The following is a 12,909-nucleotide window of genomic DNA, read 5'->3' on the forward strand; positions in this document are numbered from 1 at the left end:
CACACCCCCTTCCGGCACGTGTCGGCGTTCAGGCCGGGGCTGCTCTCGCTGCAACGTTCTTCTCCGCCGAGTTGGAATCGCCTCCCCGCGCGGGTGGACTGGTCAGGCAGGAAACGCGGCTTTCCCGAGCGAACGCAGCATGCGCGCATCGGCCAAGTCCCGTCGCGTCCCAGGCGACCAGCTGACACAGGACTGAGCGATGCACGGAAGGAGGCGGGCGAGATGCCTGTGTTCAAGAAGCCGCAGCCGCTCAAGTTTACGCCGCAGACACCGGTGGAGATGCATTTTCACGACCATGACGAGACGTGGGTCATGATGGGCGGGCGCGCGCGAGCGCATGCGGTTGACCGCGACGGACAGCGACACGAGTTCGTTCTGGAGCAAGGCGACATCTGGATGGTCGAAGCGGGCGTCGATCACGGCTGCGATCCGCTCGATGACGAAGTGCTGATCTTTCCGTTCGCCGGGACGCTGCCGGAGGGGTCGCACACGCCTGGCCACTACTATCTGGACAAAGAGGGCTACATGCCGACGCTGGTCGTGAGGAAGACGCCGCTGGAGGAGTGGCGCAAGGAGCACGGCGGTGCGTGAGATAGGGATCGAGTATCCCGCGCAGGGGCAGATGCATTTCGTCGAGCTGGGATCGCCACCCGACCCGGGCCCGACCCAGATCTTGCTGGAGACGCGGTACTCCGGCATCACCAACGGCACCGAGCGGCACGCCCTGGTCGGCGAGCACGGCTGGGGGCACTACCCCGGTCGCCACGGCTACCAGCACGTCGGGCAGGTCGCGGCGGCGGGCGCAAAGGTCAAGCAGTTTGCGCCGGGCGACTGGGTTTTTTTCGGCCACTACGTCGGCCACCGCGGGTGGCACATGGTCGAGATCGGCGAGGGCGAGCCATCGCCGACCGATGCGCATCTGACGATCAAGCTGCCGGATGACGTTGACCGAGAGGACTGCGCTTTGCTCGGCGTGGCGGGGGTGGGGCTGCGGGGGATCAAGCGCATTCGCGTGCAGCCCGGGCACAAGGTGTGGGTGGCGGGCGTCGGCCCTATTGGCAGCTTCTCGGCGCAGACCGCGCGGGTCATGGGCGCGGAGGTGACGGTAACCGATATGGCACCGCGGCGCCTCGAGGTCGCGAAGGAAACCGGCGCCCATCGCGCGGTGAACGCCACCGATGACGGCGTGTGGAGGGCATTGAAGGAGGCCGGGCCGTTCGACCGCATTGTGGACGCATGCAGCGTCGAGTCGCTGTTCCATGACATCCACGCGAACGAGTTGCTGGCATACCGAGGAGTGGTCGCTTCGATGGCGGTACGGTCGGAGATACGATGTCCCTGGGGCCTGCTGCACATCAGGGAGGCGTCAATCGAGGTCGCGTGTCATTTCTCGCTGGAGGAACTGGCCGAACTGATCGAGTACATGCGGCGCAGCGAGGTCCTGGTCGGGCCGTTGGTGAGCCACCGCGTGCCCATCGAGCAGGCTCGCGAGATCTATGCCATGCTGCGGGACCGCCCGCGGGATTTGCTCGGCGTGATCTTCGACTGGGCGTGATCATCTTCGGACGAGCCAGCTCGCGCCGTGCCGAGGGCGCCGCGCCTTGAGGCGATCAGCGGGAATCGCAGCGCGTTCATGTGTTGAGAGGGCCGCCGTTCGGGCGGCCCTCTCGGTGTGGCGTATCCGGCCCACGCGCTAAGTTGGCGGCGGCCCGACGCGGTATGGCCGCATCATCTCATTGTCCTCGTGCTCCACGATGTGGCAGTGCCAAACGTAGAGACCCGCGATGTCGAATCTGGCCTTCACGCGAGTGACCTGGTCGGGGTACGCGATGACGGTGTCTTTGAAGCCCGTCTCCCAGGCTTCCGGCGGCATCGGCGCGCCGACAAACCCGATCACCTCCCCGCTGCCGCCAAAGGCCAGGAACTGTCGATCCACGACCTGGAACTGGACGAGGTGGATGTGGACGGGGTGGGCGTCCATCGTGAAGTTGTAGATCTCCCACGTCTCGGTGGCGCCCACGGCCGGATTCTCGGTGACCGGATCCATCCACAGGAGCGGGGTGGGCAGGCCAGTCCCCGGGTCGAATGTGCCCAGCAACGCCGCCGTCGGGCCAAACGGCACATCGCCGTCGGGGTCGAACACGACGGAGCCGTCAAACAGTTCCTCGACAAACACGGTCTGGGACTCCTCCTCGTTCAAGGATATGTACCGTGTCGCGGTGGGAACCAGCGGCGTAATCACCGGCAGCTGCAGGAACTGTGGAGGCGTGGTGTCGTCTTTGCTCAGCAACGGCACCACGCGACATTCCATTACCTGGCCCGTCGTGAGGGGATCGGCCGGGTCGAAATCGATGCCCGGCACGCCGCCGCCGAAGGGCTCATCCGGGCCGAGGTTGAGCAGCGTCACCGCCGTGCCGATCGGCACGTTGGTGAAGTCCACGATGACGTCGGCCCGCTCTGCGGGACCCACGAGCAGCATGCCGCCCGTGATGGTACTGATGTCAACCGGCGCTGGCAGAAAGCCGCCTTCGGCCCCGATCTGCCATACCTGAACGCGCGGATCGCTGAACTGTAGGATCAGGAAGCGCGAGTTGCACCCGTTGAGTAGGCGGAAGCGGTAGCGGCGCGGTTCGACATCCAGGAAGGGCCAACTCTGGCCGTTGACCACCATGACATTGCCGAAGAATTCCGGCTGCCAGATCGGCGAGACATCGCTGGGACCGCCGACTGCGGGATCCGGGATGAACGGTATGTCGAGATAGGGACTCGTCGGAAACGGGTTGAGCCCCTCGAAGAACGCCCGGTGATCCGGGTAGAAGAGGGATCCGTCGGCGTTGAAGGAGCGATCCTGGATCGCCATCGGGATCTCGTAGAACACGCCGAACGGATTGATGCCGGGTCCCGGGGCGGGGCCGGGCAAAATCGCCGGCGTGGGCTTCTTCTTTCTGCTGTCCAGCACCATGTCGTCGGGGCCGCCCCGGATGAGGTAGAAGCCCGCCGGGCCGGCGTACACGTTAACTCTCGTCATGCCTAGCGTATGGTCGTGGTACCAGAGGGTCGTGGCGCGCGGGTCGTTGGGATACTCGAACACGGCGAAGCCGTCGCCCCACGGTTCCACTCCGTTAGCTGCGAAGATGTCGTAATAGGTGCCGGTCGTCCATTGCACACCCACGACGCCGGCACTCCCAGCGGGAAGGTACCAGGCCTCCGGGTAGCCGTCGCTCTCCTGAAAGGTGTGCGCCCCGTGGACGTGCGTGATCATGGGGACGGGACCCGTATAGCGCGAATCGGCCCCCAGAAGCGGATTGCCCCAGTAAGGATCGAAAGGGTCCGCCGGTGGGCGCATGTCCCTATTTCCTATGGGGTTGGCCCAGTGCAGGGTCGGATCCACAGGGATGATGTGAGGGAGATAGTCGCCGGTCACCGGGTCGACGAGGTCGTTTATCCACTTGACTCGTGCCGGCTTGGCGAACTTGGCCTCGATGGTGAAGGCGGGGTAGAAGTAGCGGCCGCCCTGAGCGACGGTTCTCGGATCATCGGCGGGGCCGTAACTCCATACCGTTGTCGCCGGCAGGAAGGTCGGATTGCCGAGTGCGTCCGTGGCAGGCAGGATCTGCTGCTGGAACTGGCGCACCGCAATCTCGTAGTAGTCGATGTTCTTGCCGCCTGTCACCTTGATCTTGCCGGCTTGCGGCATGACCGGCGGCTTGACCAGCGGCGTCACATACTTCGGCACCGACGTCGGGTCCAAGTCCCCACCCGGGATCGGCACCGCAAACGCGCCCGGGGCGCTCCATGTGAAGAGCACGATCCCAGTTAGGATTAACGCTGCTGGCCACAGGAAGGCCATCCTGGTGGCTGCTCTTACGTGAATTGTTGTCAATTGTCTGTCCTCCTTGTCGCGTATATCACTTACCTACTGCGTGCGTCAGACGTAATCTCATGTCAGTCGCTGCTTGAGATATCCGGTAGGATGCCACCTCCTTCCCGCGGCAGATATCGTCAGCAAGATGCTCGCTTACACCAGTCGTTCAGACATCCCGGCAGTTGCACGAAGTGTGCCACGTGCCTGCATGTCAATAGATGCACGCCCATGCCCCGGCGTCGTCAAACGGACGCACTGCACCAACAACATCATGACCTGCGGGACACATCGGGCTGGCGGATCGCGTGGATTCGATCGAAGTCGCTGATAGCACCGACAGGGCTGGCGAGAATCGCTATGCTGCGTCGCGGCAATCTCATAATACGGGCTAGCACTTAGTGGTCAAGCCGTAGCTTGTTGCGAAGGCGACACAAGTACGGAGGAATGTATGCCCGATCCGCCAAGACGATCCACAAACACGCGCGCACGGCTGCGACGCGGACACAGCGCGTGCCGATTGCCACACAATACCGGGGAGGACACTGGTGAGGTGTGCAACAGATCATACAAGAGCTGACGGTTGGCTCCGGGCGCGCAGGCCATCTCTGAGCATACTCCGAGCGAAGGTGCGGTGCGCGTCATCGCCGGCGGCCTGCACTCCCCCGCGGACAGGAGATGATTGCGAACGCGGCTAACCGAGTGTCCGATCCGTAACCGCGCAACCGCCGTCGCTGCGCGGCGGGGGTGCAGCAACACCATATCTCGCCGGAAGGCGCGAGGGAATGGAGCATGCGATGGCATGTCGCAAGCGCTTTGGATGCTTGATGGCTGGCGCAGTGCTGGCTGCTCTGGCAACGGCCGGGGGCGGCGCTCCAGCGGCTCAGCGCATCGTCAGCACGGAGTGGCTATACCGCAACCTGACGCGGGGCGACATCCGCATCATAGACATCCGCGACAAGATCGCCGACTATTGGCAGGGGCACATCCCCGGCGCGGTCTACTATGCGCCAGACGCGATGAGGCTCGCGGATCACGGCGTGCCGGGGATGTTAATGCCACCACAGGCTCTGGCGATCATGCTCGGCAGAATGGGCGTGGGCAATGACACGATGGTCATCGTGTACACGGAGCGCGGTGACTACAAGGCGCCCTATCTCATCTGGGCGCTCGACTACCTCGGGCACGCGCGGGCTGCGGTCCTCGAGGGCGGCTTTCAGAAGTGGCAGGATGAGGGCCATGCGGTCACTCAGGACTATCCCCAGATACGTGCGGCGGGGTTCACGATCAGGTTGCATCCCGAAGTGCGGGCAACGCTGGCAGAGGTCAGACAGGTGGTCAACCGAGGTGGCGCGGTGCTGCTTGACGTGCGTCCCACGGACTTGTACACCGGCGAGAAGGGATTGTGGAAGCGGAAGGGGCACATTAGAGGTGCAGTCAACCATTTCTGGGGAGATGACCTCGATACTGACAGCACTTGGAAAAGCCGCGCGGAGCTACAAGCCACGTATGAGAAATTGGATGCGACGCCCGACAAGCTCATCATCGTGTCGTGTGGCCAGGGACAAATGTCGGCGCATAGCTACTTCACGCTGAAGTACGTCCTCGGCTACCCGAACGTGAAGAACTACGATGGCAGCTTCAATGAGTGGTCGAACATTAGCGAGCTGCCCGTCACGACGGGCGCGAGCCCGAAATGATCGCGGCCATGAACGCACGATCCCCAGGAATGGTAGCGCTGTTTCTGGCGCTGCTGTCTTGCCGAACCGGCATCATCTGCGAGGCCGCTGGCAACGAGGAGGGTTTACAGATGCCGACGCCTTCGCCGATGGTTGTCGTGGCACATGACGGCACCGGGGATTTCGGGCCGGACACGCCCGGCACGAAGACGGCGGGGTGGCAGGAGGCGATTGACTACTGCGTCGAGCACGCGCGCGACTTGTACGTCAAGGGCGGGTGGGGCGGCCGGACCGCCATCTACCATATTGCCGACACGATTCGCCTTCCCGCGACGCAGGATTTCCGGATCGACGGCGGGGTGTACGTGCTGAACTGGGTCGGGCCGGCGGACAAGGACCTACTCGTCGTGGATTCGGGGATGGATTGCCACTTCACATTCGGCATTCTCGTGTACGGCGGGATGGGCGCCGCGCTGAGGGTCAAGCCGGAACACCCGGTGCCGATTGACCAGTTCGCCGTGTTCACCGACTCGGAAATCAGGGCGTCGTCCATTGCCGACCCGCGGCCGTTCGAGCGCGGCGAGCGCAAAGGCGGCGCGGGAGTCGTGTTTGACACGAGCAAGGCGCCGATTGTGCACGCCGACTTCTACTTCACGGCAGTGCTGAACTTCGCGACGTGCGTCGAGATGCCCGATGCGGACGGCGCATTCGCGTACAATCGCGTGACATGCATGCACCTGCACACCAATGCCGACAGGAGCACGCTCCTGAAGCTCGGCAGCAAGAGCAAGCAGAACACGCTGACGCTCACTGTCGGAGTCGATCAGGGCGCGGCTGAAGTGAGGGGCGTTGACATCTTCGGCGTGAACAACGCGATCGAACTGAAGACACGCGGCGGCTTCCCGGAGGGCAACGATCTGATATTCGAGGAAGCGGCCGAAGGGAATCAGGTCAACATCATCCACGGGCGGGATCGATTCATCCCCGAGGATTTCATCACCGACAAAGCCGAAACGCCGACCAACCAAGTGACCTGGACGGGCGCGCCGCCGCCGGTACGGATCATCGAAGCAGGGGCCGGCACGTTTGAGTACACCCAGCGGCTGTATCCGGCGACGGTGCGGTTAACCGGCGGCAAGGTAACCAACGTCAGGCTCGTGCGCGGAGAGACCGGCGTGGATTACGAGGCATCCGCACCCGAAGCCATCGTGCTGAGCGTGGGCGACAAGCTGATCGCGGAAAGCAACGAACCCTCGAAGCTCGAGGTGATTCCGCTCAAAGCGAAGTAGGGACTCGCGCCGGCGGCGGGAATCGTATCAACGGAGCGCCGCCGGAGGCCGCCTGGAGGCGGGTGCCGCGGTCGCCCAAGGGCTTCGGCGCGGTGCCGGTTGCCGGCGGCGGCAGAGAGGGGCAGCCGAACGTGTTCCACGCGGTAGCGAAGGCAGTTGTGTGGATTGCAGCGCTCGCGGCGCTCGTCGTCCTCCTCTGGCATTTGCGCGCTCGCAGGGATGTGAAGCCCAACATCGCTGTCGCACTGCGCCTCTCTCTGGCCGCGCTTCTCGGCACGTACGCGCTCGGGCTTACCCTGATTGGAGTGGTGTTCTACTCCAGCCGCTCCATGCCCATGCCGGCGGTTCTCGGCGTAATTGCGCTGCAACTCGTGGTTGACGCGAAGCCCGCAGCTTGGCATAGGAAGGCCGCACGGGCGTGGGCAGTCGTTCTTGCACTCGAAACCGTCGCCATCGTTTACTGGGCAGCAAGAGCGAGAGCAGCAGACGAAGTTTCGCTGGGGGTGTGGGCCGCGGCGATCCTGGGCGTGATGGCCTATCTCGTCGGTTGGTGGTGGCCGAAGGCGCTCGAGCGAGAGGACCCAGAGGGGATCCGGCCTGGCTACTTGATCGGCGGCGCAACGTGGAGTCTGCTGGTTGTGGTCGACCTTGGCCGCGCGGCCTGGCTCGTTTTGTCGGGGCCGCCCCCCTGGCAAACATGGACGGAGCCGGGAGCAATCTACGGCTACTGGCACGAGCTTGTCCCCCTGCTTGGGATCCTGATTCTTCCTATCTGGGCAGTCGTGCCGATGCGGGTGCTCTATGCGGGACTGCGGAGGCACCGAGGAGACACCGCCGCGTATAAGCAGCGGACCGCTCTGCTCATCGCGATGGAAGTGTGCAGCGCCCTGGGACTGTTTGTGGCAATCGGTCTGGGCCTTGAGAGTTCCTGGCCGGCGCCGCGCGCAATCGCGACCGGCGTTGTCGGTTCAGTCGTGGCCTGGGTTGCCGCATTGATGTGGATACGCAACCTGCGCAAAGGGGCGCGGCGTGATCTCGTCGCATCATCAGCGCCCTAGTCGTTTGAGCGCGTGCCATCCGCGGCCGCAACGCCCGGATCCCGCCGTCACGCGAGCGGCCCGTCGCCGTGCTCGGCGAACCACTGCTCGAAGTTGTAGGTGGGATGCCACCCAAGCAAGCGCTCGGCATTGCCGAGATCGTACACGGCCGCAAGCCCGCTCCCCTTGTACCCGCGCGAGACAAGCCAATCGTACGCGCGCGGCCAGTACTTCTCCACCAGGCGTCTGACGTTCCAGTCCGGCCCCACTAGTATGCCGTCTTCGGCCTTATATGGGAGCGCATTGGTAGTGTTGATCGCCTCGAATGCCCGCAGCGGCTCGCCCGGCTTTTCTAACCCGCTCAACACGCGCGCCGCCGCTACGTGCGCCGAAACGATGTCCTGCACGACGGCGAAGCTGCCGGTAAGCATGAATCCGGTCTCCAGCTCCGGCTTCGGCATGAACGCGGGCGGGCGCAGGGCGATGGTCTGGACGCGGCCGAGATCCGCGAACATTCGCGCAATCTCCTCCTGCGCGCGCTTGGTGAAGCTGTAGAGGTCGCCGAGCGGGAAGACCCGATCCTCGCTGACCGGCCAGGCCTCGGGCGGGATGCGATGGTATCCGGCGGCGGCGATGCTGCTCGTGAGCACGATCCGTTCTATGCCGAGATCAGCGGCGGTCGCGTAGAGGCTCCACGTGCCCCTGACGTTCGAATCCAGGTACTGGTCATCGGTGTAAGGCTTCCAGGGATGGATGGACGCGCAGTGCACGATCATCTGCGCACCTGCCAGCGCGTCCGCGAGGGCAGCGGCGTCGGTGAGGTCGGCGCGCGCACATGTCCATCCGTCCGGCGGCGATGCCGGCTCGACGATGTCGAGACCCGTCACCTCGAATCCGGATTCGACGAGGGCGGGGGCGAGGTGGGAGCCGAGATGTCCGGAGGCACCGGTGATGACAACTCGAACGGCGTCAGTCATCCCTGGACCTCGCGGGGATTCCTACCACGGCTTCTGCGACAAGGGGATCAAGACGGTGTCGAAGATGTTGACATCCGGCGGCGCGGTGACGGCGTGGAGCACGGCCTGGGCGACTGTTTCCGGCTGCAGCCAATCGGGCCGCGGCTCGCCGCCGGGATTGGTGAGTGTCGTATCAACGACCCCGGGACAGACTATCCCCACCGCGATGTTGAGGCCGGCGCCGTGGAGTTGGCGGGCGACGGATTCCGTCATCCCGCGCAAGCCGTACTTGCTGGCGTTGTAGGCGCCGGCGTCGCCGGCCTCGCTCCAATGCGAGCGCACCGAGCCGATGTTGATGATCTTCCCCGTGCCGCCGGTGTCCTTCATCAGGCGGATCGCCTGCTGCATGCACGCGAACGCTGCGACGACGTTCAGTTCCAGGCAGCGCCGAAGTTCCGCCACGGGCAGCTCCTCGACCGCACCGAAAGCCGAGATGCCGGCGTTGTTGACCAGGATATCCAATCGGCCGAACCGGCGGCGGATGGTGTCGAACAGTGACGCGACGAAGGCTTCGTCGGTGACGTCGCCGGGCACGGCCAATGCCTGCCCGCCCGCTTGCGTGATGGCCGCTGTGACCTCGTCGAGATCGTCGGCGCCGCGCGCGGTCAGGATCACCGTCGCGCCATGATGGGCAAAGAGTTCGGCCACGGCCCGCCCGATGCCCCGGCTCGCGCCGGTGACGACGGCGATTCTGTCTTTGAGGCACGACACGTATCGGCTCCGGGGTGAGTGTGGTCGCGGGTAGTATATGGGGCCAGGGGAGAAGGAGTCAAGCGGAACGCGCGGCGAGAGAGCGGCGACGCTGCGCACGGGCGACGGCGGAGGTTGATCCTCTCTCTCGTCTCAGCGCGATGGAGCGACGTCACGCCAGGCAATTGCGCAGTTGTCGTGGGTCGCGGCGGTGAGCGCTACGACTTCGCCCCTTTGCCCTTGCCTTTGCCCGCCTGATCCGGCTTGCCGCCCTTGCCCTTTCCCGCGCCCGACGAAGCGGCTTTGCCGCCGGGCTTGTCCGACTTGCCGGCTTGCTGAGAAGCCGCGGCGGGCTTGCCCTTCGTGGCCGGGGTGCCGTGGCGGCCTTTCGCCTTGACCGGCTTGTTGAGTTGGTTCGGGTCGGCGCCGGCGCGGGCGGACACATCCTTCCAGCTCTGCTTCGACGCGCGCGCTTTCAGCACATCGCCGAACGGCTTGCCCGACGGCGCCGCGACGTTCGCGGCGAGCGCAATCTCACGCGCGGGATAGTTGCGCCCGCGCATCGCTTTCACATGGGACACCGGCAGCCCCCAGTAGCCGGCCATGCTGCGCACGAGGACTTGCTCCCCTATCGCCTTGTCGTTCTTCTTCGCCCACACGCGCTGCTTGTTGAACGCGCCCGGGTGCACGCCGAGCCGATGCGCGATCTGACCCCAGCCCCAGCCATGGCGCTCACGCATACGAACGATGTAGCCCAATTCGCGGTGGGAGTGGTGGCCGATGGCGAGGATGAGCACGATGTCGTGAATGCTCCACTTCGGGTAGAGCGGGACGACAACATGCACATCGGCGTCGAAGAACGCCGCCAGCGCAGTCAGGAGGAGCAAGTCTCCGGCGTCGCGTTCCTGGGCGGTGACGACGAGATAGGGCGCGGGAACCACCAGGTTCACGTCCAGCCCCGCACCAACGGGCGCAGGCGTGAGCGCGACGAGGGCAATCGCCCAGAGACAGGTGAGAAGGATCACCAGGAGAATTCGCTTACGAACCATCGTGAGACACCTCTTACACGGGGCCTCGGCCGTCGCGGCGTGAGCCGGGACTCCCCCAATACGGGCTCGCATGATTCCCCAGTTTGGCAGGTCTCCGGGGCTACACGAACCCTACCTAATTGTTCCACAGTGGGAGTGGAAGCGAAGGGGAAACCCGGCGCCTGCGGCGGAAGTAATACCGCGTATCGAGGGCGGCCCCGGGGCGGCCGGGGCCGTGGGGAGATATACTGCGATGTACGGCCTGCTCGCGGGCTGTCAATGTGCGCTTGACGGGGCTGCGCGACGGGTATGGCGCAGGCACCTGTGCGGGCTGTGCGAGAGCCTGTCGCGATCATTCGGGCCTCAGGCGCGCCTGTTAGCGACGCCGGACGCGGCGCTCCTCTCGCTGCTCGTGGAAGCGCAGACGCCGGCCGCGGAGGGTTCTCCGTCGCCGAGCCGTTGCCTGTTCCGACGGCCGTTCCACCTGCCAGTCGTCAGCACCAGGTCTCCCGGTTCCAGGTTCGCTCGCTCGATTGCCATAGCCGCTGCTGCGGCGAGACTCGAAGATGCGGTGCGCGACGGCGACGTGACGCCGCGCTGGGTTGCGCGTCTCGGCGCGTTGATCATTCGCCCCGCAGCGCGGCGGGCGCGACATGACCTCACGGATGTCGGCTTCGACCCGGCCATGCTGACGGAAGCTCAGCGCGAGGCAGCGCTGACGGAGCAAGCCTCGGGGGACTTCGACGCGCTGGCCGCGCCGACGGAACGAGCCTACGCCACTGTGTTCGGGCACACGGCGGCGCTCGCCGGTGCGCACGGCGGAGTGGCGGTGGTGCGTGATGTAGGGCGCTGGTTCGGTCGCCTGGCCTATGTCGCCGACGCGCGCGCTGACTATGCGCAGGACGTCGCCCACGAGCGGTTCAATGCGCTGGCGGCGTGCTTTGGGACGGCTGCACTGCCGCAAGGAGCGGCGTTGGCCGATGCGGCGATGGAGCGTTTACGGGAGGCGCTTGGGCGCCTGCGTCTGCTGCGGCACCGGGAAGTCGTCGAGCAGCTTTTCTCACGCGGGCTGCGCCGGAAGATCGCCTGGGCGTGCGGCGAGTCGGAGGGCGGGAAGAGGATTCGACGCGAAAAGCCGAAGGCGCCAGAGCGTCCTGCCGGGCGACCGCGATGGCGGGGCTGGGGATGTTCGGGTGGATGGAGCGAGGAGGAGGAGACTCAAACCGTGACGTGCTGCTGCTGCGGCGACGCATGCGCGCATTGCTGCCTCATCGCGCCCTGCGCGTGCTGCTCGTAAGCGGGATGTCGTTCGCAGGTGGAACCTGGCTTGGCGGCAGCTGGCGTGGGCCTGGTACTCATGGTGACCGCTGCTGATCGAGGGCGGCAACAGGCGAATCCACACGAGACGCGCTCGCGGCCCGGCGTTGCCTGAGTGGCACGCGCGTCGGGCACGCGCGAGGTCAGTCGGCGGACACGGTGATCACGCGCGACGCCTCGCCTGCTCGCAGGACCCCGATCTGATTCCGCAGCGTCAACGCGCCGAGGGTGACCGGCGCCTCACCCGCCACCACGACGTCGTCCGTCCCGGCGGCGGTGGTGACGCGAAACGCGACGGCCCCCGGCGCCGGCGGCGGGAGCGTCTCGATAGCGGGCGAAGACGCGCCCTCGCGCAGCGGCACCACGATCGTGAGGAACGTGATTGGGCCGGCATCGCAGTCGCCTTCGAACCGGAAACTCGCCACCGGCGCCTCCAGGTTACTCGTTACGCCCGGCGTTCCGTGGTTATAGGAGATCAGACCGGGCACGAGTTCCGCGACGGCCTGCGATGGCGCGACACACGCGAGCCACACGTTCGGCCCCTGGGCTTTCTGTGTCACGATCGCGCGCGAGTCAGACTCCATTTGCGGCTGACTGTCGACGCCGAGGTGAAACTGCTGCTCGAAGTGATGCGCGCCGCGGCCGGAGAGCACATCGCGGAGGATCCAGTAGTCGGGCTTGACGAAGAGAATCTGGCGCCGGTGGCGCACCGGCACGTTCGTGTAGCCTGCCTCGCCATCCACGAAGTCGAACGTCTCCTCGCTCAGCCAGTGGTGAACGACGGGCTTGTCGTCGAGCTGTAGATCGAGGTCATCAATCATGACCAGGCTGTGCGCGCGCGCCTGGCGGTAATACGCGCGGTCCTCGGGCAGGTTGTAGTTACACGTGCCGCCGTCCCAGATGAGCGTATCGCCATAGGCGTACATCTGGAAAGCGAGCGCATCCTGGTGGGTGTGCGAGTACATCGGCCCGGCATCGAACAGCAGGTAGC

General features: G+C 65.4%; 11 protein-coding genes. 6 read left to right on the forward strand and 5 right to left on the reverse strand.

From position 1 onward, the window contains the following. Window positions 1-222 precede the first annotated feature (222 nt). Together JSV65_15610 and JSV65_15615 are read left to right on the forward strand one after the other, a co-directional pair. Entirely contained in the window at window positions 223-591 is a 369-nt protein-coding gene (locus JSV65_15610) for a hypothetical protein (GenBank protein UCH33967.1), read from the forward strand. Next, window positions 584-1,555 (forward strand): zinc-binding dehydrogenase, encoded by a 972-nt coding sequence (locus JSV65_15615; protein UCH33968.1) that lies wholly within the window; start codon window positions 584-586, stop codon window positions 1,553-1,555. The genes JSV65_15610 and JSV65_15615 overlap by 8 nt, the downstream gene beginning before the upstream one ends. Before the next feature lie 138 nt (window positions 1,556-1,693). On the opposite strand, the gene JSV65_15620 is transcribed toward JSV65_15615, so the two are convergent. After that, a complete protein-coding gene (locus tag JSV65_15620) occupies window positions 1,694-3,850 on the reverse strand; it encodes a multicopper oxidase domain-containing protein (GenBank protein ID UCH36807.1) in 2,157 nt (718 codons plus the stop codon). A gap of 839 nt (window positions 3,851-4,689) precedes the next feature. On the opposite strand from JSV65_15620, the gene JSV65_15625 reads away from it, so the two are divergent. The 3 genes from JSV65_15625 (at window position 4,690) to JSV65_15635 (ending at window position 7,888) form a co-directional block, all read left to right on the forward strand. Beyond that, entirely contained in the window at window positions 4,690-5,562 is an 873-nt protein-coding gene (locus JSV65_15625; protein ID UCH33969.1) for a sulfurtransferase, read from the forward strand. Between the two features lie 110 nt (window positions 5,563-5,672). Then, window positions 5,673-6,830, forward strand: coding sequence for a hypothetical protein (locus JSV65_15630; protein UCH33970.1), 1,158 nt, complete (start codon window positions 5,673-5,675; stop codon window positions 6,828-6,830). A 62-nt stretch (window positions 6,831-6,892) separates the two neighbouring features. Further along, window positions 6,893-7,888: a hypothetical protein gene (locus tag JSV65_15635; GenBank protein UCH33971.1), complete on the forward strand. Its 996-nt coding sequence runs from the start codon at window positions 6,893-6,895 to the stop codon at window positions 7,886-7,888. Window positions 7,889-7,935: 47 nt separating this feature from the next. On the opposite strand, the gene JSV65_15640 is transcribed toward JSV65_15635, so the two are convergent. The 3 genes from JSV65_15640 to JSV65_15650 all read right to left on the reverse strand — a co-directional run bounded on the left by JSV65_15640 (window position 7,936) and on the right by JSV65_15650 (window position 10,622). After that, a complete protein-coding gene (locus JSV65_15640) occupies window positions 7,936-8,844 on the reverse strand; it encodes an NAD(P)-dependent oxidoreductase (GenBank protein ID UCH33972.1) in 909 nt (302 codons plus the stop codon). 21 nt (window positions 8,845-8,865) lie between these two features. Next, on the reverse strand, window positions 8,866-9,594 hold the full coding sequence (locus JSV65_15645; GenBank protein UCH33973.1) for an SDR family oxidoreductase: 729 nt from the start codon (window positions 9,592-9,594) through the stop codon (window positions 8,866-8,868). A 197-nt stretch (window positions 9,595-9,791) separates the two neighbouring features. Further along, window positions 9,792-10,622 carry a hypothetical protein gene (locus JSV65_15650; protein ID UCH33974.1) on the reverse strand — a complete coding sequence of 277 codons (831 nt, stop codon included), beginning with the start codon at window positions 10,620-10,622 and terminating at the stop codon, window positions 9,792-9,794. A 550-nt stretch (window positions 10,623-11,172) separates the two neighbouring features. On the opposite strand from JSV65_15650, the gene JSV65_15655 reads away from it, so the two are divergent. Next, the gene (locus tag JSV65_15655) at window positions 11,173-11,898 is read left to right on the forward strand and encodes a hypothetical protein (GenBank protein ID UCH33975.1); all 726 of its coding nucleotides are present in this window, start codon (window positions 11,173-11,175) and stop codon (window positions 11,896-11,898) included. 163 nt (window positions 11,899-12,061) lie between these two features. On the opposite strand, the gene JSV65_15660 is transcribed toward JSV65_15655, so the two are convergent. Then, the coding region (locus tag JSV65_15660; GenBank protein ID UCH33976.1) for a heparinase II/III-family protein at window positions 12,062-12,909 on the reverse strand (848 nt) is incomplete at its 5' end.

Source organism: Armatimonadota bacterium, assembly GCA_020354555.1.
GTDB lineage: Bacteria > Armatimonadota > Hebobacteria.

Bases quoted from the DNA above. Each gene is read 5' to 3' on its own strand.
- JSV65_15610 (UCH33967.1), top strand. From the start codon at position 223: ATGCCTGTGTTCAAGAAGCCGCAGCCGCTCAAGTTTACGCCGCAGACA.
- JSV65_15620 (UCH36807.1), bottom strand. From the start codon at position 3,850: ATGGCCTTCCTGTGGCCAGCAGCGTTAATCCTAACTGGGATCGTGCTC.
- JSV65_15625 (UCH33969.1), top strand. From the start codon at position 4,690: ATGGCTGGCGCAGTGCTGGCTGCTCTGGCAACGGCCGGGGGCGGCGCT.
- JSV65_15630 (UCH33970.1), top strand. From the start codon at position 5,673: ATGCCGACGCCTTCGCCGATGGTTGTCGTGGCACATGACGGCACCGGG.
- JSV65_15640 (UCH33972.1), bottom strand. From the start codon at position 8,844: ATGACTGACGCCGTTCGAGTTGTCATCACCGGTGCCTCCGGACATCTC.
- JSV65_15650 (UCH33974.1), bottom strand. From the start codon at position 10,622: ATGGTTCGTAAGCGAATTCTCCTGGTGATCCTTCTCACCTGTCTCTGG.